This is a genomic window from Amycolatopsis sp. cg5 (genome assembly GCF_041346955.1).
Lineage (GTDB): Bacteria > Actinomycetota > Actinomycetes > Mycobacteriales > Pseudonocardiaceae > Amycolatopsis.
The window spans coordinates 8180622-8204374 of sequence record NZ_CP166849.1 but is presented as its reverse complement, the minus strand read 5'-3'; the positions used below and the strand labels follow the sequence as shown (position 1 = coordinate 8204374).

Annotated in this window: 19 protein-coding genes and 1 tRNA gene; 9 read left to right on the top strand and 11 right to left on the bottom strand. The window is 69.8% G+C overall.

All coding sequences use genetic code 11. From position 1 onward, the window contains the following. Positions 1–34 precede the first annotated feature (34 nt). From AB5J62_RS37035 to AB5J62_RS37020, 4 genes are read left to right on the top strand one after another with little or no spacing between them, the layout of a single operon-like run. A complete protein-coding gene (locus tag AB5J62_RS37035) occupies positions 35–610 on the top strand; it encodes a TetR/AcrR family transcriptional regulator (protein ID WP_370944696.1) in 576 nt (191 codons plus the stop codon). Positions 611–619: 9 nt separating this feature from the next. Continuing rightward, positions 620–1585, top strand: a complete 966-nt coding sequence (locus AB5J62_RS37030; RefSeq protein ID WP_370944695.1) for a 4-(cytidine 5'-diphospho)-2-C-methyl-D-erythritol kinase — start codon at positions 620–622, stop codon at positions 1583–1585. Between the two features lie 28 nt (positions 1586–1613). Further along, positions 1614–3386, top strand: coding sequence for an ATP-binding cassette domain-containing protein (locus tag AB5J62_RS37025; protein WP_370944694.1), 1773 nt, complete (start codon positions 1614–1616; stop codon positions 3384–3386). 18 nt (positions 3387–3404) lie between these two features. Next, positions 3405–5093, top strand: coding sequence for a fatty acyl-AMP ligase (locus AB5J62_RS37020; protein ID WP_370944693.1), 1689 nt, complete (start codon positions 3405–3407; stop codon positions 5091–5093). Positions 5094–5153: 60 nt separating this feature from the next. On the opposite strand, the gene AB5J62_RS37015 is transcribed toward AB5J62_RS37020, so the two are convergent. From AB5J62_RS37015 to AB5J62_RS37005, 3 genes are all read right to left on the bottom strand, one after another. Then, positions 5154–5471 (bottom strand): DivIVA domain-containing protein, encoded by a 318-nt coding sequence (locus AB5J62_RS37015; protein ID WP_370944692.1) that lies wholly within the window; start codon positions 5469–5471, stop codon positions 5154–5156. Between the two features lie 135 nt (positions 5472–5606). Beyond that, entirely contained in the window at positions 5607–6200 is a 594-nt protein-coding gene (pth, locus tag AB5J62_RS37010; RefSeq protein WP_370944691.1) for an aminoacyl-tRNA hydrolase, read from the bottom strand. Between the two features lie 10 nt (positions 6201–6210). Continuing rightward, positions 6211–6819, bottom strand: coding sequence for a 50S ribosomal protein L25/general stress protein Ctc (locus tag AB5J62_RS37005; protein WP_370944690.1), 609 nt, complete (start codon positions 6817–6819; stop codon positions 6211–6213). Between the two features lie 277 nt (positions 6820–7096). On the opposite strand from AB5J62_RS37005, the gene AB5J62_RS37000 reads away from it, so the two are divergent. Beyond that, positions 7097–8221 carry a hypothetical protein gene (locus AB5J62_RS37000; RefSeq protein ID WP_370944689.1) on the top strand — a complete coding sequence of 375 codons (1125 nt, stop codon included), beginning with the start codon at positions 7097–7099 and terminating at the stop codon, positions 8219–8221. A 365-nt stretch (positions 8222–8586) separates the two neighbouring features. Here the strand turns inward: AB5J62_RS37000 and AB5J62_RS36995 are convergent, their stop codons facing one another. The 5 genes from AB5J62_RS36995 to AB5J62_RS36975 all read right to left on the bottom strand — a co-directional run bounded on the left by AB5J62_RS36995 (position 8587) and on the right by AB5J62_RS36975 (position 13969). Next, positions 8587–9459: a TIGR03621 family F420-dependent LLM class oxidoreductase gene (locus AB5J62_RS36995; protein ID WP_370944688.1), complete on the bottom strand. Its 873-nt coding sequence runs from the start codon at positions 9457–9459 to the stop codon at positions 8587–8589. 154 nt (positions 9460–9613) lie between these two features. Continuing rightward, a complete protein-coding gene (locus tag AB5J62_RS36990) occupies positions 9614–10594 on the bottom strand; it encodes a ribose-phosphate diphosphokinase (RefSeq protein ID WP_370944687.1) in 981 nt (326 codons plus the stop codon). Then, complete coding sequence (gene glmU / locus AB5J62_RS36985; protein WP_370944686.1) at positions 10591–12054, bottom strand: bifunctional UDP-N-acetylglucosamine diphosphorylase/glucosamine-1-phosphate N-acetyltransferase GlmU; 1464 nt, start codon at positions 12052–12054, stop codon at positions 10591–10593. Before glmU ends, AB5J62_RS36990 begins: the two co-directional genes overlap by 4 nt. 45 nt (positions 12055–12099) lie before the next feature. Continuing rightward, complete coding sequence (locus AB5J62_RS36980) at positions 12100–13794, bottom strand: diguanylate cyclase domain-containing protein (protein WP_370944685.1); 1695 nt, start codon at positions 13792–13794, stop codon at positions 12100–12102. 103 nt (positions 13795–13897) lie between these two features. Continuing rightward, positions 13898–13969 (bottom strand) — tRNA-Gln (locus tag AB5J62_RS36975). Positions 13970–14134: 165 nt separating this feature from the next. Between AB5J62_RS36975 and AB5J62_RS36970 the strand changes: the two genes are divergently transcribed. Then, positions 14135–15079, top strand: coding sequence for an acyl-CoA desaturase (locus tag AB5J62_RS36970; RefSeq protein ID WP_370944684.1), 945 nt, complete (start codon positions 14135–14137; stop codon positions 15077–15079). 103 nt (positions 15080–15182) lie between these two features. Continuing rightward, positions 15183–15776: a TetR family transcriptional regulator gene (locus tag AB5J62_RS36965; protein WP_370944683.1), complete on the top strand. Its 594-nt coding sequence runs from the start codon at positions 15183–15185 to the stop codon at positions 15774–15776. 67 nt (positions 15777–15843) lie between these two features. Here AB5J62_RS36965 and AB5J62_RS36960 read toward each other — a convergent pair whose 3' ends face one another. Next, positions 15844–16266 (bottom strand): hypothetical protein, encoded by a 423-nt coding sequence (locus AB5J62_RS36960; protein ID WP_370944682.1) that lies wholly within the window; start codon positions 16264–16266, stop codon positions 15844–15846. A gap of 153 nt (positions 16267–16419) precedes the next feature. Here AB5J62_RS36960 and AB5J62_RS36955 point away from each other — a divergent pair, with 153 nt between their 5' ends. Next, positions 16420–17385, top strand: a complete 966-nt coding sequence (locus AB5J62_RS36955) for a hypothetical protein (protein WP_370944681.1) — start codon at positions 16420–16422, stop codon at positions 17383–17385. On the opposite strand, the gene AB5J62_RS36950 is transcribed toward AB5J62_RS36955, so the two are convergent. Continuing rightward, on the bottom strand, positions 17370–21578 hold the full coding sequence (locus AB5J62_RS36950; protein WP_370944680.1) for a BTAD domain-containing putative transcriptional regulator: 4209 nt from the start codon (positions 21576–21578) through the stop codon (positions 17370–17372). The genes AB5J62_RS36955 and AB5J62_RS36950 overlap by 16 nt on opposite strands. A 191-nt stretch (positions 21579–21769) precedes the next feature. On the opposite strand from AB5J62_RS36950, the gene AB5J62_RS36945 reads away from it, so the two are divergent. After that, positions 21770–22501 (top strand): SDR family NAD(P)-dependent oxidoreductase, encoded by a 732-nt coding sequence (locus AB5J62_RS36945; RefSeq protein WP_370944679.1) that lies wholly within the window; start codon positions 21770–21772, stop codon positions 22499–22501. Between the two features lie 130 nt (positions 22502–22631). On the opposite strand, the gene AB5J62_RS36940 is transcribed toward AB5J62_RS36945, so the two are convergent. After that, complete coding sequence (locus tag AB5J62_RS36940; RefSeq protein ID WP_370944678.1) at positions 22632–23753, bottom strand: sorbosone dehydrogenase family protein; 1122 nt, start codon at positions 23751–23753, stop codon at positions 22632–22634.

The window sequence follows — 23753 nt, the reverse complement described above, 5'->3', positions numbered from 1 at the left end:
AGTAAGCTTGAGAGGAACCTCAGAAAGGACACCGATGGCAGGGCGGCGCACCGACACACGTGACCGGATCCAGGACGTCGCGCTCGAACTCTTCAGCGAGAAGGGCTACGACGGGACGTCGCTGCGCGAGATAGCCGAGCGGCTCGACGTCACCAAGGCCGCGCTGTACTACCACTTCCGCACCAAGGAAGACATCGTGCAAGGGCTGGTCGGCGACGCGGCCGAAGGCATCGCCGAGATCGTCGAGCACGGCCGCGCGCTCGGCCCCGCCGAGGCGAAGGTCGAGGTGCTCAAGCGGTTCGCCGCGCTCATCGAAGGCAGGCTCGGCCAGGTGATGCGCTTCATGCAGCAGAACGTCCCCGCGCTGAAGGAGATGGGCCTGCAGCACAACCTGGGCGAGAAGATGCAGGGCCTGTTCGAGCTGCTCTGCGCCTCCGAGGAGGACGCCGAGACCCAGCTGCGCGCGCGGCTCGCGCTGGTCGCGCTCGTCATGGGCAACAACCCGCTGTTCGGCGGTGGTGAGCTCGCCCGCCCGGATTCCGAGGTCGCGCTCAAGGTCGCGCTGGAGCTCGCTTCTCCTACCGGCGGCTCCCCGGCGACGGCAACGTAGGCTGGACCGGTGCTCGCAGTCGTACCGCCACCCGTGACCGTCAGGGTGCCTTCGAAGATCAACCTGCACCTGTCCGTCGGCGATGTGCGGGACGACGGTTTCCATGAGCTGGTGACCGTCTTCCAGGCGCTTTCGCTCACCGACGAGGTCACGGTCGCGGCCACCGACGACCCCGGCGTCGAGGTGTACGGCGAGGGCGAGGGCTCCGTGCCGACCGGCGCGAACAACCTGGCCTGGCGCGCCGTGCAGGCGCTCGCCGCGCACGTCGGCAAGTCCGGCGACGACCCGAAGGTCCGTGTCGTGCTGCGCAAGGGCATTCCGGTCGCGGGCGGGATGGCGGGCGGCAGCGCCGACGCCGCCGCGACGCTGGTCGGGCTCTCCGCGCTCTGGAAGCTCGACATCGGCAGGGACGAGCTCGCGACCATCGCCGCGAAACTGGGCAGTGACGTGCCGTTCGCGCTCTACGGCGGCACCGCGCTCGGCACCGGCCGCGGCGAACGCCTGGTGCCGGTGCTCACCCGCCACACCTTCCACTGGGTGATCGCCTTCGACCAGAAGGGCCTGTCGACGCCCCGCGTCTACGGCGAGATCGACCGGCTGCGCGCCGAGGGCGACCCGCCGCGCATCGGCTCGCACGCCCCGCTCGTGGAAGCGTTGTCCTCCGGCGATCCCCGGCAGCTGGCCCTGCTGCTCGGCAACGACCTGCAAGCCGCCGCCGTCTCGCTGCGGCCGGGCCTGCGCCGCACGCTGCGCGCGGGCGTCAACGCGGGCGCGCTGTCCGGCATCGTCTCGGGTTCGGGCCCGACCTGTGCTTTCCTCTGCGCCGACGCGCAGTCCGCGCTGGAAGTGGCGGCCGAGCTGTCGGGCGCCGGTGTCTGCCGGACCGTCCGTGTCGCGCACGGCCCGGTGCCCGGCGCCAGGGTGATCGGCGGCGACGACGCGCCGCGTCCGAGCCCGCCCAAAGTGCACGCGTGAGTTCTAACGAAAGGATTGGCTGAAAGCCATGGCCAACCTGGTCAATCTGGAGTCGGTGAGCAAGTCCTACGGGGTGCGCCCGCTGCTCGACGGGGTTTCGCTCGGTGTCGGCGAGAACCAGCGCATCGGCGTCGTCGGGCTCAACGGTGGCGGCAAGACCACCCTGCTGGAGGTGCTCGCCGGGATCGCCGCGCCGGATTCCGGCCGGGTGAGCCAGGTGAACGGCCTGCGCATGGCCGTGGTCACCCAGCGGACCGAGCTGCCGGAAGGCAGCACGATCCGCGACGTCGTGCTGGAGCGGTACGACGCCGACCACGAGTGGGCGGCCGACGCGCGCGTCCGGTCCATTGTGGACGGACTGGGGATTTCCGCGCTGGGCTTCGAAACCCCGACCAGGAACCTGTCCGGCGGCGAGCGGCGGCGGGTCTCGCTCGCGGCCGCGCTGACCGGTGAGCTCGACCTGATCGTGCTCGACGAGCCGACCAACCACCTGGACGTCGAAGGTGTCCGCTGGCTGGCCGACCATCTGCTCGCGCGCCGCGTCTCGGTCGTGGTCGTGACGCACGACCGCTGGTTCCTCGACACCGTCGCGAGCCTCACCTGGGAAGTCGCGAACGGCCGCGTCGAGCAGTACGAAGGCGGTTACGCGGACTGGGTCTTCGCGCGCGCGGAACGCGCACGGCTCGCGCAGACGCTCGAAGAGAAGCGGCAGAACCTGGCGCGCAAGGAACTCGCGTGGCTGCAGCGCGGCGCGAAGGCGCGGACGTCGAAGCCGAAGTACCGCATCGACGCCGCCGAGGCGCTGATCGCCGACGTGCCGCCGCCGCGTGACTCCGTCGAGCTGATGGCGTTCGCGAAGCGCAGGCTCGGCAAGACGGTGCTCGAGATCGAGGACGCGACGCTCAAAGCGGGCGAGAAGCCGTTGCTGGACAACGTGACCTGGCGGCTCGGCCCCGGTGAGCGGGTCGGGCTGGTCGGCGTCAACGGCTCCGGCAAGACCACGCTGCTGAAGCTGCTCGCGGGCGAGTCGGAAGCGGTTTCCGGCAAGCGGATCCAGGGCCAGACGGTCGCGCTGGCGCACCTCTCCCAGGAACTCGACGACCTGCCCGGCGACCGCCGCGTGCTCCAGGCGGTCGAAGACATCGCGGGCCGGGTGGTGCTGGGCAAGCAGGAACTCTCGGCGTCGTCGCTGCTCGAAAAGCTCGGCTTCCCGGCGGCGCGGCAGTGGACGCCGGTCGAGGACCTGTCCGGTGGCGAGCGGCGGCGGCTGCAGCTGTGCCGCCTGCTGATGGGCGAGCCGAACGTCCTGCTGCTCGACGAGCCGACGAACGACCTGGACATCGACACCCTGCAGCAGCTCGAAGACCTGCTCGACTCGTGGCCCGGCAGCCTCGTGGTCGTTTCGCACGACCGGTACCTGGTGGAACGCGTCTGCGACACGATCGTCGCGCTGTTCGGCGACGGCAAGATCACGCACCTGCCCGGCGGCATCGAGGAGTACCTCACCCGGCGTGCGAAGGCCGTCGACGCGCCGAAGCGGATCGAAGGCAGCCCGAAGGCGACTTCGGCGGAGGCCAAGCTGACCGCGGCCGAGAAGCGCGCGGCGGGCAAGGAGCTTTCGCGGCTGGAGCGCAAGCTCGACCAGCTGCACGCGAAGGAGACGAAGCTCCACGACGCGCTCCTCGAAGCCGCTACGGACCCTGACAAGCTGATGGCGTTGAACGCCGAGCTGAAGGCCGTCCTAACGGAAAAGGACGAGGTCGAGGCGCGATGGCTGGAAACGTCTGAAGCCGCGGAGTAGTTCGCTACTGTCTGACACATGAGTCGGTTTGTAGACACGCTTGTCGCCACCGCGGCAGGCCGTGGCCAGCAGCGTGGAATGGTCACCGGGGAGCCCAAGGAACCGGTGCGCCGCACCTGGGCGGAGATCCACGAGCACGCGCGCCGGATCGCGGGCGGCCTGGTCAAGAGCGGGCTGAAGCCCAAGAGCGCGGTCGCGGTGCTCGCCGCGGAGCCCGCGCTGATCGCGCCGACCGTGCAGGCCGTCTGGCTGGCAGGCGGCAGCGTCACCATGCTGCACCAGCCGACCCCGCGCACGGACCTGGCCGAATGGGCCGAGGACACCGTCAAGGTGCTGCGGATGATCGGGTCGGAGACCGTGCTGCTCGGCGCGCCGTTCGACCAGCTCGCCCCGGTGCTCGCCGAGCACGGCATCGGCTACCAGGTCATCGCCGACCTGGACGGCGAACCGCTCGCCGAGCCGGTGCCGACCTTCGAGGACGGGCTCGCGCTGCTGCAGCTCACCAGCGGGTCGACCGCCGACCCGAAGGCCGTGCAGATCACCTACGGCAACCTGTACTGCAACGTCAAGGCCATGATCGACCGCGCGGAGTTCGACCTCGACACCGACGTGATGGTGTCGTGGCTGCCGACGTTCCACGACATGGGCATGGTCGGCTTCCTGACCGTGCCGATGGTCTTCGGCATCGAGCTGGTCAAGATCACCCCGGTCGAGTTCCTCACCGGGCCGCTGATCTGGGCGCAGCTGATCAGCAAGTACGGCGGCACCGCCACCGCCGCGCCGAACTTCGCGTACGCCATCGTCGGCCGCCGTTTGGCCAGGGTCGACGAGGACGACGCGTACGACCTGTCCTCGTTGAAGATCGCGCTGAACGGCGCCGAGCCGATCGACGAGGCCGCGGTCCAGACGTTCGTCGACGCGGCGACCCGGTTCAAGATGGCGCCCGGCGCGGTCTTCCCCGCCTACGGCATGGCCGAGGCGACGCTCGCCGTGTCGTTCGCGCCGCTCATGAAGGGCCTGACGCTCGACGTCGTCGAGGCCGACGCGCTCGAAGCCGACAACCGCGCGGTGCCGATCCCCGAGGGCGACGAGCGCCGCGGCACGGAAGCCGCACGGGCGTTCGCCTTCCTCGGCCGCCCGCTCGACGGGCTCGAGGCGCAGATCGTCAACGACGCGGGCGACGTGCTCGGTGACCGCGAGGTCGGCGAGATCCGGCTGCGCGGCGAGGCCGTGACACCCGGCTACCTGACGATGGACGGCCCGCTCGCCACCCAGGACGCCGAAGGCTGGCTCAACACCGGCGACCTCGGCTACCTGGTCGACGGCCAGATCATCATCTGCGGCCGCCGCAAGGACGTGATCATCATGGGCGGCCGGAACATCTACCCGACCGACATCGAGCGCGCCGCCATGTCCGTCGAGGGTGTCCGCGCCGGCAACGCCGTCGCCGTCCGGCTCGACGCGGGCAGCAGGCGCGAGCGGTTCGCGGTGGTGCTGGAGTCGAAGCTGGCCGGTGACGCCGAGGTCGAGCGGGCGCTGGCGAAGGAGGTCGCGGCCAGGGTGCGCGACGCCGTCGACATGCGGCCGTTCGCGGTGGTCGTGCTGCCCGCCGGCAGCCTGCCGAAGACGCCGTCCGGGAAGGTCAAGCGCGCGGCGACGGCCACGCAGTACGCGGAGAAGATCTCCGCCAACGCGACCAAGAGCTGAGTACCCGCGATAAAGCGGGCTTTACTCCCCGGAGTAAAGCCCGCTTTATCGCGTCTGGGTCTAGGTGTCTTGGAGCTGCTGGGCGGGTGCGCGCTCGTCGGCGGCCTGGGCGGGGAGGCGGTGGACGCGGACGCCGGTGCGGCTGATGAGCTCCTCCTCGACCGCGTCGAGGAACTCGTCGACCTCACGCTCGTCGTAGCCGCGCTTGCCGATCAACGGCTTCGCGAACATGACGTGGTGCACCTCGGCGGCGGTCAGGTCGTCCTCGCCCGCGAAGGTCTTCGCGATGCGCCCGACGAAGGCGTCGACGTCCGCTTTCGCGTAGCCGCGTCTGCCGATGGGCGAATTACCGAATTCGACTTCGGTGCTGAACGACATGAAAGTCTCTCCAGGTTTTGACGGATGCGATAACTTCCATAACCGTCTTAACCGTTTTGAGATCTAACGCAAAGGCTTCGCTCGGTCGTTAAACCCATCGTGGAGGTTGGTTAACTCCATCGAGCGAAATGCAGGTCACCCTGCGTGGAAGGCGTTCTGAGCTGCGGAAAGGCCTGACCCGATCAGGGCTTCGACGGCGTCGGCGCAGCGATCGACCTCCAGCGCGAGCGTTTTCCGCTCGACCGTGGAAAAGTCCTTCAGCACGAAATCGGCCGGATCCTGGCGGCCGGGCGGGCGGCCGACGCCGAACCGAACCCGGTAGTAATCCTTGGTGCTCAGTGATTTGGTGATCGAGCGGAGCCCGTTGTGCCCGTTGTCGCCGCCGCCGAGCTTCATCTTCAGCGCGCCGAACTCCAGGTCCAGTTCGTCGTGCACCACGACGACACCGGACGGGGCGATCTTGTAGAACCGGGCGGCGCCGACGACGGGCCCGCCCGAGAGGTTCATGAACGACCGCGGCTTCGCGAGCACCACGCGGCGGCCCGCGAGCCTGCCTTCGAGCAGCTCGGCGCCGCTCTTGTGTGCCTTGAACTTGCCGCCGACCCTGGCGGCGAGCTCGTCGAGCACCATGAAACCGACGTTGTGCCGGTTGCCCGCGTACTGGGGCCCTGGATTGCCAAGGCCGGCGAGCAGAACCTGCTCGCCGGCCCCCGGCAGTTCTTCAGTCACCGAGAAGGAGTTACTCGGCGGCGGGCTCTTCGGCGGCCGCCGCGTCGGCGTCGTCGCCACCCTCGAGCGAAGCCTCGGTCGGTGCCTCGTTGACGGCGACGATCAGGTGCTCGCCGTCGGTCACCAGCGTCGCGCCGGCGGGCAGCGTCACCTGGGAGGCGAGGATCTGGGTGCCGGCTTCGGCGCCCTCGATCGAGACCTCGATCTGGTCGGGGATGTGCAGCGCCTCGACCTCGACGGTGATGGTGTCGACGTCCTGGTTGACCAGGGTGGAGGCGGCGGGGGTGCCGGTCACGACGACCGGGACGTCCACGGAGATCTTCTCGCCGCGCTTGACGACCAGCAGGTCGACGTGCTCGATGTAGTTGCGCAGCGGGTGGATCACGACGGTCTTGGTCAGCGCCAGCTCGGTCGAGTTCTCGACCTCGAGGGTGATGACGGCGTTCTGGCCGTGCTCACGGACGACGCGGGCGAACTCCAAGCCCGGCAGCGACAGGTGGCGCGGGTCCGAGCCGTGGCCGTAGAGGACTGCGGGGATTTTGCCAGCGCGGCGGGTACGGCGCGCGGCGCCCTTACCGAATTCGGTGCGCGGCTCGACGGTCAGACGTACCTCGGACACGGTGGTGCACTCCTTCAACTTAAGAACTGGTTCTCGGGTGCCGGCGGCGAGTACGTGGACGCATGGCCTTACTCAAGCCGCCGCGTCGATCACGTCGGGCACACTGGTGAGCCCGCCTCGCCGAGACAATCCCCGAAAGTGTAGACCAACCGCTTCCCGTCCACTTGCGGTGGGGTTCCGAAATCGGTATGGGGATCTGGCTGTCGGCGAAAACGCACTAGCGGCAGACTAGGCCCTGCGGTGAGGTGGGAACTCCTAGATGACGGGGTGTGGACGTATGCGGGCCAAGGTGGCGTTGGTGACGGCGATGGCGGGCTTGCTGCTCGCGGGCTGTCAGGTTTCGGTGACCGGCTCCGCCGGTGTTTCCGCCGCCGACCAGCAGAAGGCGGACCGGCGCGCCGAGCAGCGCGACGCTGTCGAGACCGCGCTGAAGACCTTCGCCGACCAGCCCGTCGCCGTCTACCACGGCTCCGCGAAGGACTCGGCGGGCGCGCCCGTCGACCTCACGCTGCGCGTCACCAAGGCGGGCACCTCGCTCGGCACGCTGCTGCTCGACAACCAGGGCGCGCAGCTGGTGATCGCCGACGGCAAGCTGTACCTGTCGGCGGGCGCCGGCTACTGGAAGTCCCGTGGCATCAAGCAGGAACTCGGCGACCTCTACGCGAAGGGCTGGGCCAAGGCGGAGGACTCCGAGCTGCCGGTGAACCCGGCGACCCTGCTCGTGCCGGGCAAGGCCGCCGAGAAGATCCGCGCCACGCTGTCCACAGTGGACCAGCTGGCCGAGCCGGTGCGCACCAAGCTGCCCGACGGCACCGAGGTGTTCGACATCAAGACGCCGACCGGCTCGCTGCAGGTGAGCGCGGCCAAGCCCAACCGGCTGGTGAGCGTGCCGGCGGCGGCGATCGACCCGGCCGCGGCGGGCGCATTGGGCACCCAGCTGGCCATCGACGCGGCCGCGCCCGACGTGGCCAAGAAGTTCCACGACGACCTCAACGCCAAGCTCGACACCTTCGGCCAGCCCGCCGATTCGGTCGCGCAGGCCAGCGCGGCCATCGCGGACCACAAGTTCGACTGCAACAGCGGCAACGCCTCGTGCACCACGACGGTGACGGTCGCGAACGTGCTCGTCGGCGGCGACTCGTCGGGTTCGCAGGTGCACCTGGTGCTGACCGTGCAGGTCACCGCGGAGGGCCTCGCCGGGCAGAACTGCGGCGCCGAGGCGACCGCGGCGCCGAACACGTCCAGCACGATGTCGTGCACGGTGAAGTTCAACCTGCCCAACCGCACCGCGAACTACAAGGTCCTCTCGCAGCCGTCGGCCACCGCGGACGTGCGCGCGGCCATCGACTTCCCGGCGCTCAAAGGCAAGCTCGACACCGAGTTCAAGGCGATCGGCGGCTAAGGCTCGCCAGGGTCGTGAGTGATACGGCCGGTTCTAACCGGTCTAAACACTCACGACTCGTGTCTCGGCGCGAGTGGAAGGTTTGCTCCGTTGAATGCGGAAATTCTTCCACTCGCTCGCCCCAACCACCTGGCACGTTACAAGGGGCACCCTTGCAACGCTCTGGGTGACAAGGGCCGCCCTTGTCACCCAGAGCGCGGCCTGATGAGCGGGAAACGGAGCGTTCGACGACTCGCCTATCACACATAAGCCACGTTCATTCCCCTGAGCGTGACAAACGCCCCGCCCGTGTGCGAGCCCGGCGCCGGGCGCGAGGGGTCGTGAGTGATACGGCCGGTTCTAACCGGTCTGAACACTCACGACCCCTAGGTGCCCGAGAGCGCTTGGACGATCGGGGCGAACTTCTCCATCTCGGGCTCGAACACGCTGATGTACGAGAAGCCGTAGCGCTCACGCCGCGCGACCAGCTGCGCGGTGATCTCCTCGACGGTCCCGAACAGCAGCTGCGGAGCTTCGAGCAGCCGGTCGGTGTCGAGGATGTCCTGCGGGATCGAGTCCTGCCACGCCTCGACGGCCGCGCGCCGGTCTTCGGTGATCTCGACCTTCTGGATCAGCATGTTGTACTCGACCTCGCGGTCGCCCGCGCGCGAGCGGAAGAACGCGACGCGCTCGTCGACGGCCTCGGCGTCGTCGAGCTGGAAGGTGCCGGGCGACTGGCCCGCCGCCTGGCGCATGCCCGCGAAGCCGACGATGTCCGCGTGCTTCGCGGCGAGCTCCAACACGCCGTCGCTGTTGCCTGCGAGCAGCAGCGGCGGGGGTGTGGTGCCGTCTTCGACCAGGCGGCGGTTCAGCTCGGTGATCGTCTTGTCGAGGATCGAGATCCGCATCGACGCGCGTTGCCACGGCAGGCCGGCTTCGTCGAACTCGGACTTCATGTGGCCCGCGCCGAGGCCGAGGTCGAAGCGGTCGCCGGTGAGGCGGATGGTGGTGGCGACGTCGCGGGCGAGCAGGGAGGCGTTGTAGAACGGCACGTTCATCACGAGCGGGCCGACTCGGAGGTGCTCGGTGACGGCCGCCGCCACCGCGAGCGCGGGCAGCGGCGCCGGGCAGCGCTCGCCGAGATGATCGGGCACGGTGACGGCCCGGTAGCCGAGCTCTTCGGCCCGGCGGCACTTCGCGATCCACTGGGTGCTGCCCTCGACCGCGCGGAGGCTCACCCCGAACTTGAAGTTCCCCATGAACCGACGCTAGCGCTCTCGGCGGAGGAATCATCCGCCGTTTCGCCTAGGGCTGAGACGCAAAACGCCCCAAAGTGACTTTGGGGGCATGCCATGACCCCAAAGTCACTTTCGGGGCATGGCACGCCCCGTAAGTGACTCTGGGGCGTTGGGCTCAGGCGGCGCCGTCGAAGAGGCTCGTGACCGAGCCGTCCTCGAAGACCTCCTGGATCGCGCGCGCCAGCAGCGGGGCGATCGAAAGGACGGTCAGGCCGGGGAAGCGCTTCTCCGGCGGGATCGGCAGCGTGTTGGTGACGATGACCTCGCGCGCCTTGCAGTGGGACAGGCGCTCGGTCGCCGGGTCCGAGAGGATGCCGTGCGTCGACGCGATGACGACGTCGGCCGCGCCCTCGTCGAGCAGCGCCTCGGTGGCCTTCACGATCGTGCCGCCGGTGTCGATCATGTCGTCGATCAGCACGCACAGCCGCCCGCGCACCCGGCCGACGACGCGGTTCGCGACGGCCTGGTTCGGCTTGTCGGGGTCACGCGTCTTGTGGATGAACGCGATCGGCTTGTCGCCGAGCTGCTGTGCCCACTTCTCCGCCAGCCGCACGCGGCCCGAGTCGGGCGAGACGACGGTGATGTCGGCGTTGTCGTAGGTCTTCTTGATGTGCTCGGCCAGCACGTTCTGCGCGAGCAGGTGGTCGACCGGGCCGTCGAAGAAGCCCATGATCTGCGCGGTGTGCAGGTCGACGGTCATGATCCGGTCCGCGCCCGCGGTCTTGAACAGGTCCGCGATCAGCCGCGCCGAGATCGGCTCGCGGCCCTTGTGCTTCTTGTCCTGGCGGCCGTACGGGTAGAACGGCATGACCACGGTGATCCGCTTGGCGCTGGCGCGCTTGAGCGCGTCGACCATGATCAGCTGCTCCATCACCCACTCGTTGATGGGCGTGGTGTGGCTCTGGATGACGAAGGCGTCGGTGCCGCGGACGGACTCCTCGAACCGGACGAAGATCTCACCGTTGGCGAAATCGTGCGCGGTCTGCGGGGTGATCGTCACGTTGAGGTGCTTGGCGACCTCTTCCGCGAGTTCCCGGTGGGCGCGGCCGGAGAAGAGCATGAGGTTCTTCTTCGGCGTACCGGACTTCGGACTCATTCTTTCGACTCCCCGTCGGTGTTCTCTTCATCGAGTGCGGCGGACGCTGCTTCCGCCGCCGGCGTGCCCGGCCTGCGCCGGACGACCCAGCCTTCGAGGTTGCGCTGTGGCCCGGTGGACACGGCCAGCGCGCCCGGCGGCACATCGCGCCGGATGACCGTGCCCGCCCCACTGTAAGCGCCATCGCCGATGGTCACCGGGGCGACGTACATGTTGTCCGACCCCATGCGCACGTGTGAGCCGATGGTGGTGTGGTGCTTGTTCACGCCGTCGTAGTTCACGAAGACGCTAGCCGCGCCGATGTTGGAGTGGTCCCCGATTGTGGCGTCGCCGACGTACGTGAGATGCGGCACCTTCGAGCCTTCGCCGATCTTCGCGTTCTTCGTCTCGACGAAAGTGCCGATCTTGCCCTTGTTCCCCAGGTCGGTGCCGGGACGCAGGAACGCGAACGGGCCGACGGTGACGCCGTCGCCGAGCACCGCGTCCGAGCCGTGCGTGCGCACGACCGACGCGCGGGCGCCGACGGTGACGTTCTCGAGCGTGGTGTCGGGGCCGATCTTCGCGCCCTCGCCGACCGAGGTGGAGCCCTTCAGCTGGACGCCGGGCTCGAGCACGACGTCACGCGAGAGGGTGACGCCCGCGTCGATCCAGGTGGACGCCGGGTCGGTGACCGTGACGCCCGATTTCTGCCAGTCACGCACGATTCGCCGGTTCAGCTCGGCGCCGAGCACCGAGAGCTGCACGCGGTCGTTGACGCCTTCGGTCAGCCACGGGTCGTCGACCACCAGCGCGCCGACGTGCTTGCCGTCGCCGCGCGCGATGCCCAGCACGTCGGTCAGGTAGAGCTCGCCCTGCGCGTTGTCGGTCGAAAGCCGCGAGAGGCCGTCGAGCAGGACCGCCGCGTCGAACGCGTACACGCCGGAGTTGATCTCCTGGATCGCGCGCTGCTCTTCGGAAGCGTCCTTCTGCTCGACGATCGCCGCGACGGCGCCGGAGTCGTCGCGCACGATGCGGCCGTAGCCGGTCGGGTCCGCGACGGTCGCGGTCAGCACGGTGACCGCGTTGCCGGCCTCGGTGTGCGACTTCAGCAGCGCGGCGAGGGTGGCGGTGTCGAGCAGCGGCACGTCGCCGTAGCTGACCAGCACGGTGCCGGTGAGCGCGGGCGGGAGCTTCTCCAGCGCGCAGCCGACGGCGTGGCCGGTGCCCTTCTGCTCTTCCTGCACCGCGGTGGTCACCGTGCGGCCCAGTGCCGTGCCGACGGTCTCCAGGTGCGCGCCGACGGCGTCGCGGCCGTGGCCGACGACGACCACGAGGTGCTCCGGGTCCAGCGCGGCGGCCGCGCGGACCGCGTGCTCGACGAGCGGGCGCCCGGCGATCGGGTGCAGCACCTTCGGGGTGGACGAACGCATGCGGGTGCCCTCACCCGCGGCGAGGATCAACGTGCTCAGCGGGCCGGTCACAGCTCTCCCAACAAGGAAACGGGGGGTTCCTACCGGGAGTTCATCCTACGTGGGGGTCTCGAAGCCCCATGCAGGGTCATCCAGTCCGCTGTCGAGCGGCTTGCTGACAGCGGCCTCGACGGCCATCGAGTTGGCCGACGCGACCTGGTTCCCGCCGCCGCGTTTCGCCTCGTACATCGCCGCGTCCGCCCGCGAGAGCACCTGCTCGGCCCGCTCTTGCGGCCGCAGCGACACGAGGCCGACGGACAGCGTGACGCCGTGCGAGAGGCTGTGCGGCAGTGCCGCGACCTTCGACACCGCGCGGCCGAGCGCCTGCTTCGCCGCCGACACCGGCGCGCCGGGCAGCAGCGCGATGAACTCGTCGCCGCCGTAGCGCGCCACGATGTCGTCTCCCCGCAGCGCGTCACGCAGTGTGCTGGCGACGATGCGGAGCACGTCGTCACCGGCCGCGTGCGACTGCTTGTCGTTGACGCCCTTGAAGCCGTCGAGGTCGACCAGCGCGACCGCGAGCGGCTGCGCGTCGGCCGACGCGGCCAGCGTGCGGAGCCGCTCGTCGAGCGCGCGCCGGTTCGGCAGGCCGGTGAGCGGGTCCTGCAGTGCCTGCTGGGTGATCGCGCCGTGCTCGGCGGAGAGCCGCTCGTGCTCGCGGCGCGCGTTGAGGGTGGCGATCTGCGACTCGCGCAGCGACCACATCTCGGTCTCCAGCGTGGTCGCGTAGTCGATCAGCGACTGGGTGATCCCGGTTTCGACGTCCGGCACGTTGTCCAGCCTGGCCAGCTCGCGGGCGAGGTTGAGCCGCATCGACGGCGAGGTGATCGAGTCGGCCAGTCCCTCGCGGGTCCGGCGGAGCAGGTCGAGCGCGTCGCCGCGGCGGCCGACCTTGTCGTAGCAGCGGGCCAGCGCGATGACGACGATCTCGTGCTCGTGCGGGAAGAACCGGTCGGTGTTGAGCTTCTCGAGCCGCTCGATGTGCACGTTGTCCGGGGTGGCGAGCGCGAGCGCGGCCGCGAGCACGCCGACCTGGTCGACCGCGGAGACGTCGGGCATCCGGGGGAACAGCGACTCCTTGAACGGGCCCTCCGCGGCCAGCGCCATCGACGCGGCGACGCGGAACTTCTCGGCGGCCTCGTCGTAGGACTCGACGCGTTCGAGCCGCAGGCCCCAGCCGAGCAGCATCTTGACGCGGTTCATCAGCTGCAGGGTGATTTCGTGCGGGCTGGCGGTGTCGCGGATCGACTGGTGCGCGCGGCCGATGACCTCCTCGGCGGCTTCGTACACGCCGAGCTGGTTGAGCACGATGAAGCAGTCGATCAGCGCGCCGGACTGCATCCGCGCCCACTCACGCCTGCCGAACTGCATGTCGGGGGTTTCGGAGTCGTCCAGGATGGCGAGCGCCCTGGCGATCTCGGTGAGCGCGGCGTCCTCCTGCTCGGCGAGCATGAGACGGCGCCCGCGCAGCGCGTGCGCGTCGGCGCGCAGCAGCGCGAAACCGTGGCGGCGGGTGTGCGCGAGCATCTCGTCGAGGCGCGGCTCTGCCTCTTCGGCCATGCCGCGGGTGACCAGCCTGGCGGCCGCCGACGCGCGCAGCAGGTGGGCGACGAGCAGCGGCTCGCCCCGGCGCTGGGTCTCGTTCAGCATCTCGTCGAGATGCGACACGATCTCCAGCTGTTCGGTGTGCTCGACGCGTTGCACGGCCGCGAGCAGCTCGCGCGCGCGGCCGAGCAGCCAGGCGTCGGACATGTCCGCGAGGGTCTGACGCCGGGCAGCGTTCCTGGGCTCGATCGCCTCTTCGTGCAGCGGCACACACCCCCATGGGTCGTCGCTTACGGTTCTCTTGAGCTTGCTCCGCCGCCAGGATTCGAACCTGAACTGTCAGAACCAAAATCTGAAGTGCTGCCGATTACACTACGGCGGATCGATCCTGGTCAGGATATCCAGACCTGACACCGTCTCCGTCAGGTGGGGTCTCAGGCACTCCCCAAGCGGCGAAACCTCCGGTACCGTAACTTACGGCATCGTAGGTAAGGTTGGCCTATCTAAGGCTCCTACCTGCAGTTAGAGCAATCAGGAGCGAAGTTATATGACGGCCACCCTTGACCGTTCCACCTCCACCGGACCCAAACCCATCATCAGCGGGCAGCGGAGCTTCGGTGTCCAGGCCACCGTCTACTTCGGGGTCATCGCCCCGCTGCTGGCGCTGCTGGCCGCCGTCCCGTTCGCCTGGGGCTGGGGGCTGACCTGGGTGGACGTCGCCATCTTCGTCGTCTTCTACTGCGTCAGCGGGCTGGGCATCACGGTTTCGTACCACCGCTACTTCACGCACGGCTCCTTCAAGGCGAAGCCGTGGCTGCGCGTCGCGCTCGCGATCGCGGGCAGCATGGCGCTGCAGGGCCCGGTCATCACCTGGGTCGCCGACCACCGTCGTCACCACGCGTTCTCCGACCGCGACGGCGACCCGCACTCCCCGTGGGCGTACGGCACCTCGCCCGCGGCGATCGCCAAGGGTTTCTGGCACGCGCACATGGGCTGGCTGTTCGACCGCGACCAGAGCAACGCCGAGCGCTTCGCGCCCGACCTCGTCAAGGACAAGGCCATCCAGAAGGTCGACGACCTGTTCTGGCTGTGGAGCCTGCTGACGCTGGCGCTGCCCGGCCTCATCGGCGGATTGGTGACCTGGTCGGTCTGGGGCGGGGTGACCGCGTTCTTCTGGGCCGGGCTGGTCCGCGTCTGCGTGCTGCACCACGTGACCTGGTCGGTCAACTCGATCTGCCACATGATCGGCGAGCGCCCGTTCGCCGCGCGCGACAAGTCGGCGAACTTCTGGCCGCTGGCGATCTTCTCCTTCGGCGAGTCGTGGCACAACCTGCACCACGCCGACCCGACCTCGGCGCGCCACGGCGTCCAGCGCGGTCAGATCGACATCTCCGCGCGGGTGATCTGGATCTTCGAAAAGCTCGGCTGGGCGCACAGCGTCCGCTGGCCGACGCCGCAGCGCCTGGCCAAATTGGCGACTGAGAAGAATTGAGTCCGGCCCGCCGACTACTGTGGGGTAAGTGTCAGCCAGGAGGCGGGGGAAACGTGAAACGGTCACCGGAGCACGCCCGGCCGCTCCGGTGACCCGGGTCAGGATGACCGGGTCCGAGCGCCGGCAGCAGTTGCTGAACGTCGCGCGCGCCCTGTTCGCCGAGAAGGGCTTCGACGGCGCGTCGATCGAAGAGATCGCCCATCGGGCCAATGTGTCCAAACCGGTCGTGTACGAGCATTTCGGTGGCAAGGAAGGGATTTACGCGGTCGTCGTCGACCGCGAGACCCAGTCGCTGCTCGACCGCATGGTGTCCACTTTGCACGGTGGGCACCCGAAGGCGATGCTCGAACAGGCCGCGATCGCGTTGCTCAGTTATGTCGAGGATTCGCACGACGGATTCCGCATCCTGGTCCGCGATTCCCCGGTCGCGAGTTCCACCGGCACGTTTTCGACCGTGCTGAACGACATCGCGAGCCAGGTCGAGCACATTCTCGGCCAGCAGTTCACCGCGCGCGGATATGACGAAAAACTCGCCGCGCTCTACGCGCAGGCGCTGGTCGGCATGGTCGCGTTGACCGGCCAATGGTGGCTCGACGCGCGCAAGCCGAAACGCGACGAGGTCGCCGCGCATCTGGTGAACCTGGCCTGGAACGGGCTGTCGAACCTGGAGCACAAACCCAAGCTCACCCTGAAGTGACTCGTGAGCGTTGCGGGCGGTTCTAACCGCCCGCAACGCTCACGACCCCCTCTCACGATGACCTTGCTCAGCAGTCCGGCAGGCCGGGTACGCGCTCGAAGTTGCGGCCGCCGCTGATGTAGACGGCGTTGAGCAGGCCCGGGTAGTTGCCGCTCGGCACCAGCCACCAGTTGTTCTTGGCCCCGTTCGGCAGGTACACCGAAGCGCCCTGCTTCAGCGACTGGCAGAAGAAGCCGTTGGTGCCCTGCGGCATGTGGCCCGCCGTGCCGGTGATCGTCCAGACGTGCAGCTGGTTCATGCTCAGGTACTGCGTCGGGGCGCCGCCCGCTGTGTAGATCGTGCACCGGTAATTCGCGTGGCCGCCGACGGTGCCCGCGCGCTCGCAGCCGTCGACCGCGCTCTGTGCCGGTGTCGCCATCGCGGCGGGTGTCGCCATCGCGAGCGCCAATGCCGAGCCGAGCGCCGCCAGGGCCGCCTTTTTCCCTTGCATGGATGCCTCCCTCTGAAGTGACGGGCATCGGTCGGCCCGTCACGGCGAACGCTGCCGGTGACGCCTTGCGAAAACCTTGGTCACGCCGCTGCAAGGTCCGTGCAAGGTGCCCCGGCGAGGCTGGCGTCAGGCGAGTGAAAGGGGGAGACACCCATGCGGTTCTCACGGTGGGCAGTCGTCGTGGCCCTGCTGCTGACGATGACTCCGGCGGCGTCGGCCGATGAGGACAAGTGGGTGTCGCTCGCCGACCGGACGTACACCGAGTCGGTCGCGGCGGTGGCCGCGGCCGACTCGTCGGGGGTGTACGTCCGGGTTCAGTTCGTGGCGCCGCTCGCGTGGTACGCGGGGACGCGCTTCGGCTGGCGTGATGAGCGGACGCAGGGGTGGCTGCGGCGGCTCTACGCGCTGCGGACGTCGTCGGGTGGGTATGGGCTCGGTGCGCCGTTCGACGCGTTCGGTGACAAGACCGTCAATCCGGCGGACACCGCGTACACGATCACCGTGGCCTGGCATGTGGGGCGGACGCTGATCGCCGGGTATGACGGGGGCGGGGTGCCCGCCTGGGCGGTGCGGGAGGCCGCGAGCATGCTCAACACCGTCGGGGCGTCCGCGGGGGAGCGGTGCCCGGCGTACTCGGACCACGTCAACGACGTCGGCAAGCCGTGCGTGTGGAACGTGTCCGCGGCCGCGGCCTGGTTCCTCGGCAAGGCGCTGCGGCGCGGGCTGGTCCCCGAATGGGAGCGGCGCGAGGCGGGGGCGAAGGTCCGGACCTGGCTGGCCGATGTGGTCGCGAGCTACCGGGACGACCTGGGCGGCTGGACGTACCAGGCGAATTCGTCGCCGCCGCAGGACGCTTGGCACAACGCGCCCACGGTCGCCGCCGTGCTTGGCACCCCGCTCGGGCCGCGCGCGCTCGCCGGGCAGTTCCGGAACTTCCCTTACAGCGGGGCCAACGCGGATCTGATCCCGTACGACTGCGCGAAGGCCGAGCCGAACTACCCCATGATCCTCGCCAGCGCGACGAAACCGGTGACCGCGCCGGTCGACATCCTGCAGAGCCGGGCCGGGTACGCGCCGGCGCTGCTGGAGATCGCGCGGGCGTGCTACGGGCCCAGGTAGCGGTCGCGTTCTGCGGTGGTGAGTTCGCGGGTGGTCCGGGACTTGGCCAGCTCGGCGAGTTCGCCGAGCCGGTCGGCGGGCAGGCAGAACGTGCAGCGCCAGACGTCGACCGTGCTGTTCGTGTCGCCGCGGCCGACCGCGAGCAGGTTGCCCGGCCCGAACGCGACGCTCTGGACGGTCGTGTTGTAGTCGTCGAACACCACGGGGTCACGCCAGCGCGCCCAGTTCCAGACGCGCAGCTTCTTGTCGTTGCCGACGCTGGCCAGGTACGAGCCATCCTGGCTGAACGCCACGCTGAACACGAGCCCGTAGTGCCCGGCGAGCGTGGCCAGCGGCGCGCCGCCCGAGGCGGACCAGACACGCACCGCGCCGTCGTTGCCCGCGCCCGCGACGTGCGTCCCGTCTGGGCTGACCGCGACCGTGCGCATGCCGTCGGCGCCGCGCAGCAGCACCGGTTCGGCCGAGCCCTCGGTCCACACCTGCACGGTCCCGTTGTCCGCGGCGGCGGCGATCCTGCCGTCCGGGGTGAACGCGAGGTCGCGCACCGCGGCCGTGCCGCCGCGCAGTATCCGCGGCGGTTCGGTGGTGCCGAGCCGCCACTCGCGGATCGCGCCGTCTTCGCTCGCCATCGCGACGAACTTCCCGTCCGGGCTGAACGCCACGCCCCAGGCGATCCCGATCCCGGTGTACACGGCGATCGCGTCGCCACCGGCCGACGGCCACACCTGCACGGTCCCGTCGTCGCCCGCGCCCGCCACCAGCCCGCCGTCGCTGCTGAACGCGACCGCTTCGACCGGACCCTGGTGACCGCGCAGCACCACCGGTTTCCCGGTGCCGTCCGCCGCGGCCACCACGACCGTGCCGTCGGTCCCGCTGCTGGCGACGCGCGCGCCGTCGGTGCTGAACGCCGTGTCGAGCACGGTCTGGGTATGGCCTTCGAGCACCCGGTGCTCCGGCCGGGCGGCGGGTTCCCACAGCCGGATCGTGCCGTCGTCGGCGGCGGTCGCGATCTGCCGGTCGTCCGGGCTGAAGGCGACGGTGCGGAGCGGGCCGCCCTGCCCGCGCAGCGCGATGAAGTCCCGGCGTGAGGTCAGCAGCCAGAGATGGCCGGTGCGGTCACGGCCGCCGGAGAGCAGCGCCTTGCCGTCGTGGCTGAACGCCAGCGCCTGGATCCGGTCCCGGTTCGGGTACAGCACCATCGGCTGCTGACCGGGCCGCCAGACTTCTTCCTTGCCGTCGGCCCGGCCGCCGGCGACCGCGAGGCCGTCCGGGCCGAACACCAGGCTGGTCACCTCGACGTCCGGTCCGCGCAGTTCGGTGACCGCGTCCGTGGCCAGGTCCCACAGCCGGACCCGCCTGTCCTTACCGGTGACGGCGACCTTCCCGGCGTCCGCGCTGAACGCCGCGACCGTGCTTTCGTGCGGTGCGACCGAGCGGAGGACCGGCTGCGTGGCCCCGTCCGCGGCGAACGTCGCCACCGTGCCGTAGTCGTTGATCGCCAGCACCCGCCCGTCGGCGGCGAAAGCCAGCGCCAGCACATCCGTCACGAGCCTGCCGAGCCGGACCGGTTCGCCTCCGCCCGTCGGCAACATTTCGATCTCGCCGCGCGCGTGCGCGACCGCGATCCGCTCGCCGTCCGCGCTCTGCGCGAGCGCGACGACTCCGGCGCCCGGCCCGGTCAGCACGGACCGCGCGGACAGCACGGTGGGCACGCCACCATTCACCGGCCAGAAGCGGACGGTCCCATCCGCCCCGCCGCTGATCAGATGCTGGCCGTCCCGGCCGAACTGCACCTGGGTCACCGGACCGTCGTGCCCGGTGAACGTGGCGCGGACCCGGGAGCTGATCAGCGCTTGCGCCAGCGCGGACTCCGCCTGGGCGTCATGGTCGATCGCATAGGCGTTCCTCGCCAGCAGCAGTGCCAGCTCGGGGTCGAGCGCCAGCTGGCTGCGGGCGTCGGCGACCAGCCTGCCCGCGAGCGCGCGATCCCGTTCCCGGTCCGCCTGTCCCGCTTGCACGACGGCGACGACGGTGAGCACCAGCAGCGTGACCAGCGCGGCACTCATCCCGGCCAGCGTCAGCCGGAGCCGCTTGCGCCTGGTCAGGCGCAGGCGCTCGGTCTTGCGGCCACCCGCGGCGAGGAACTCGCGTTCGAGCTCGGTCAGCCGATCCCGGTCGCGGTCGCGCCAGGTGGCCAGCTGGGACGCGGCATAGAGCAGGTCCTCGTTCCTGCCGTGCCGTTCCCATTCCCGCGCACTGCCGGTCAGCCGGTGGCGTGCTCGCAGGTACTCGCGGTCCTCGTCGAGCCAGCCGCGCAGCTTCGGCCAGCCGCGGATGAGGCATTCGTGCGCGACGGTCACGGTGTCTTCGTCGACGGTGACCAGCCGTGCCTCGGCCAGTTTGCCGAGAATCGCCTTGATCTCCGGGGCGTTCGGGGTGTCGAGCAGCTCGTCGAGACGCGGCCGCCGCCTGGTGTCGGCCGACTCCTCACCCGGTGCGGTGAGCCGCAGGAACACCTCGCGGGCGAGCCGGGCCTGGTGGGTGTCCAAACCGCCGAACACCTCGTCGGCCGTCTGCGCCACGGCGCCGCGGACCCCGCCCGCCGCGTGGTACGACTCGGCGGTGAGCCGGTCGCCCGTGCGGCGGAGCCAGGTTTCCCGCAGGGCGTGGGAAAGCATCGGCAGCGCGGCCGGTTCGCCGAGCACGTCGGCGAGCGCGGCGTCGACCAGCGCGGGCTCCACGCTCAGCCCGGCGAGTTCGGCGGGCCCGGTGATGACCGTGCGCAGCTCGGGCTCGGCCATCGGCCCGACCAGCAGCTGCCGATCACGCAGCAGCGCGACCAGCGCGGGGAAGTCCGCGCACGCCGGATAGAAGTCGGCGCGGATCCCGATGACGATCCTGGCGGGCACCGAGGGGTGATCGGCGAGCGAGACGAGCGCTTCGACGAACTGGGCGCGTTCGCGGACGTCTTGGCACAGGGTGAAGATCTCTTCGAACTGGTCGACCAGCAGCAGGATCGGCGTCTCCCGTGGCTCGCCGTCGCTGTAGCGCAGCAGGTCGGCGAGGCAAGCCGGGTCGACGGCCAGCTCACCGCGGATCGACTCGGGCACGGCGCCGGCGGTCACCAAAGCGGTGGAGAGCGCGGCGAGCGGGTGCTCGCCGGGGGTGAGCAGCACGGTGTCCGCGTCACGGAAAGCGGGCAAAAGCCCGGCACGCAGCACCGAGGATTTGCCGCTGCCGGACGGTCCGAAAACGGCCAGGAAACGGTGCCCGTCCAGCCGGGCGGCCATTTCGTCGACCAGCGCCCGCCTGCCGAAGAATCGGGCGGCGTCGTTCTCCTGAAAGGTTTCGAGGCCGAGATAAGGCGCTGTGACATCCGCGCTGGGCAATGGGCGTCGCGCGGGTTTCGATTTCGGTGCGGCTTTGGTGGCGGGTGTTTTCGGGGGCTCGGCATAGACGCCGACCGGCTCGCCACGGAGCACCCGCACATGTATTTCGCCGAGTGCCGGACCGGGTTCGACACCGAGTTCCTCGGCCAGCCGCTCACGCAGCGCCGCGAAATGGCCGAGCGCTTCCGCCTGTCTTCCCTGTGCGTACAGCGAGATCATCAGCTGACCGGCGAGCGGTTCCGCCAGCGGCTGATCGAGCAGTTCGCGTTCGAGCCGATCCCCCGCGGCGGCGTGCTCGCCCAGCTCGAACAGGGCGCCCGCCCATTCGGCGCAGACCCGCACACGCCGTCGCCACAGCTGGTGCCTGACCTCGTCGGCCCACCGGCCGGTCAGGTTCTGCAGCGGCTCGCCGTGCCAGAGGTCGAGCGCCGTCGCGAGCGCGTCTGCCCGCGCGGCCGGGTCGTCTTGTTGGAAAGCCTTGCGGGACAAGGATTCGAAGCGATGCACGTCGACGTGTTCGCGGGGCACGTCCAGCAGGTAGCCGCCGGGTTCCTGCGCGATCGTGCACTCGCCGCCCGCCTCCCGGAGCACCCGCCTGGCCCGGCTGACGTAGCTGTAGAGAGCGGTGCGGACCTGGGTCGGCGGATCCTCGCCCCACACCTTGTCGATCAGCGACTCGAGCGGGTGTGTCCGGCCCGCGCCGAACAAGAGCACGGCCAGCACGCAGCGCTGCTTGCCGGTGCCCAGCTCCACCCGCCGGTCACCGATCCTGAGTTCGACCGGCCCCAGCAAACGGAAATCCATTGAGCGTCCTCCCCGTCACACACGGTAGTACTCCGGCGAGTGGGACGACAAGGCTTCAATTGGGCCGTTCGGCGGATTGCGCTGGTCTGCCGATGTTCACGTATGTGGATCCGCGTTCACATATATGTGCAGGTCAAACCGGGTTTCGGGAATTCTTGCCGTAGGGGTGTGCGTTCACTCATGATCTAGGCATGACGGAGCCGAGGGAAGTTGTAATCACAGGCGGGGGCACCGGGATCGGGTACGCCGCCGCCGCGTTGTTCGCCAAGGCCGGCGACAACGTAACCATCACCGGACGCCGGGAAACGGTGCTGTCGGAAGCGGCGACGTTGCTGGGTGCCCGTTATGTCGCGTTCGACGCGGCCGACCCCGCGGCGGTGCAGAAAGCGCTTGCTGACCTGCCGCAGCGGGTGGACGTGCTGGTGAACAACGCGGGCGGGAACACCGATCGCCAGCGCGAGGCGCCCGCCGAGGGCGACCTCGCCGGGCTCGCCGACGCCTGGCACGCGAACCTGGACGCGAACGTGCTGACCGCGGTGCTGGTGACCGCGGGCCTGAAGCCGCGGTTCGCGGACAACGCGAGGATCGTCACGGTCGGCTCGATCGCCGCGAAGCAGGGCTCGGGCTCGTACGGGGCGTCGAAGTCGGCCGTCGAGGCGTGGAACATCGACCTCGCGCGCCAGCTGGCCGGGCGGGGTATCGCGGCGAACGTGATCGCGCCCGGTGTCACCACGGACACCGAGTTCTTCCACGGCACACTGACCGACGAATGGCTCAAGCCGCGCGTCGCGCTCGCGCTGAACAAGCGCGCCGGCCGCCCGGAGGAGGTCGCGGACGCGATCTTCTACCTGGCCTCGCCCGGGGTCGCGCACATCACGGGCCAGGTGATCCACATCAACGGCGGGGCCTACTCGGGCCGCTGACCCGGAGCCGTCCCAATGCGTCGTTGGGTACCTGTCAGCTCCCGAATGCGTCTTTCGGCACCTGCCAGGGACCGAAAGACGCATTGGGACGCTCGCGGGGACCGAATGACGCATTGGGATTTTTTTCGGGCTAGGCCGGGGTGACCTTCAGGAGCTTGTCGTCGGTGCCGTCCGAGGTCGTGACGTAGAGGGCGCCGTCGGGGCCGGTGCGGACCGCGCGCAGACGGCCGAACTTGTCGTCGAACTCCGGGGGCAGGGTGACGTCGACCAGCACGCCCGCCGGATCCAGGCCGAGCAGAAGCATCTTCTGGCCTTTCAGCGCCACCACGGCCAGCTTGCCTTCCATGGCGCCCCACTGCTTACCGCGGAGGAAGTCGGCGGCGCAGATGGCCTCGGTGATCTTGCCGGTCGACCAGACCGCGGGGACCGCGTCGGGGAAGCGGGTGGTGTCGGTCATCGGCACGCTCTCGTCGTAGTCCGGCGACGTGCCGCCCTTCGACGGGTCCCAGCCGTAGTTCGCGCCCGGTTTGATGAGGTTGACCTCGTCGTCGAAGGACGGGCCGTGCTCGGCGGTGAACACCTGCCCGTCGGCCCGCACGGCGACGCCCTGCACGTTGCGGTGGCCGTAGGACAGAATGCGCGGGTCGGTGTTGGGGGAGCCGAGGAAAGGGTTACCCGGCAACGGTTTCCCGGTGCGCAGGTCGATGCGCAGCACCTTGCCGCCGAGACTGCGGCGGTCCTGGGAGATCGACGGCCGCGCGGTGTCGCCGGTGCCGACGAGCAGCGCGCCGTCGGCCGCGAGCGCCGGGCGGCAGCCGGAGTGGCGCCCGCTCGGGTTGACCGGCAGCCCGGTGAGCAGGTCACGCACGCGGGTCGCGCGGGTGCCGTCGAGTTTCCAGGTCACCAGGCGCACGTCGTCGGGGTCGCGATGGGTCTGGCAGGTGGTGAACTCGCCGGTCGACGCGAAGTCCGGGTGCACGACCAGGCCCATCAGCCCGCCCTCGCCCGCGACGAGCACATCGCCGAAATCGGCGTCCACTGTGGACACCGAGCCGCCGGAGACCAGCGCGAGTCTTCCCGGCCGCTGCGGCACGAGCAGCCTGCCGCCGGGGAGGAACCCGACGTCCCAGCCGTGTTCGAGCCCGGCCGCGAGCTGCTCGACCTTGAACTTGCCCGCCGGTGGTGGCGCGCTGGTCTCCGCGCTCGAACAAGCCGTCACCAGTAACAGCAGCACCGCCGCCAGAACTCGCAT

Coding starts and splice junctions, on each gene's coding strand:
- AB5J62_RS36955 (WP_370944681.1), top strand. CDS start 16,420: ATGCGGTTCTCACGGTGGGCAGTCGTCGTGGCCCTGCTGCTGACGATG.
- AB5J62_RS37025 (WP_370944694.1), top strand. CDS start 1,614: ATGGCCAACCTGGTCAATCTGGAGTCGGTGAGCAAGTCCTACGGGGTG.
- AB5J62_RS37020 (WP_370944693.1), top strand. CDS start 3,405: ATGAGTCGGTTTGTAGACACGCTTGTCGCCACCGCGGCAGGCCGTGGC.
- AB5J62_RS36945 (WP_370944679.1), top strand. CDS start 21,770: ATGACGGAGCCGAGGGAAGTTGTAATCACAGGCGGGGGCACCGGGATC.
- AB5J62_RS36995 (WP_370944688.1), bottom strand. CDS start 9,459: ATGGGGAACTTCAAGTTCGGGGTGAGCCTCCGCGCGGTCGAGGGCAGC.
- AB5J62_RS37035 (WP_370944696.1), top strand. CDS start 35: ATGGCAGGGCGGCGCACCGACACACGTGACCGGATCCAGGACGTCGCG.
- AB5J62_RS37015 (WP_370944692.1), bottom strand. CDS start 5,471: ATGTCGTTCAGCACCGAAGTCGAATTCGGTAATTCGCCCATCGGCAGA.
- AB5J62_RS36940 (WP_370944678.1), bottom strand. CDS start 23,753: ATGCGAGTTCTGGCGGCGGTGCTGCTGTTACTGGTGACGGCTTGTTCG.
- AB5J62_RS36990 (WP_370944687.1), bottom strand. CDS start 10,594: ATGAGTCCGAAGTCCGGTACGCCGAAGAAGAACCTCATGCTCTTCTCC.
- AB5J62_RS36980 (WP_370944685.1), bottom strand. CDS start 13,794: ATGTCCGACGCCTGGCTGCTCGGCCGCGCGCGCGAGCTGCTCGCGGCC.
- AB5J62_RS37000 (WP_370944689.1), top strand. CDS start 7,097: ATGCGGGCCAAGGTGGCGTTGGTGACGGCGATGGCGGGCTTGCTGCTC.
- AB5J62_RS36970 (WP_370944684.1), top strand. CDS start 14,135: ATGACGGCCACCCTTGACCGTTCCACCTCCACCGGACCCAAACCCATC.
- AB5J62_RS36950 (WP_370944680.1), bottom strand. CDS start 21,578: ATGGATTTCCGTTTGCTGGGGCCGGTCGAACTCAGGATCGGTGACCGG.
- AB5J62_RS36965 (WP_370944683.1), top strand. CDS start 15,183: ATGACCGGGTCCGAGCGCCGGCAGCAGTTGCTGAACGTCGCGCGCGCC.
- AB5J62_RS36960 (WP_370944682.1), bottom strand. CDS start 16,266: ATGCAAGGGAAAAAGGCGGCCCTGGCGGCGCTCGGCTCGGCATTGGCG.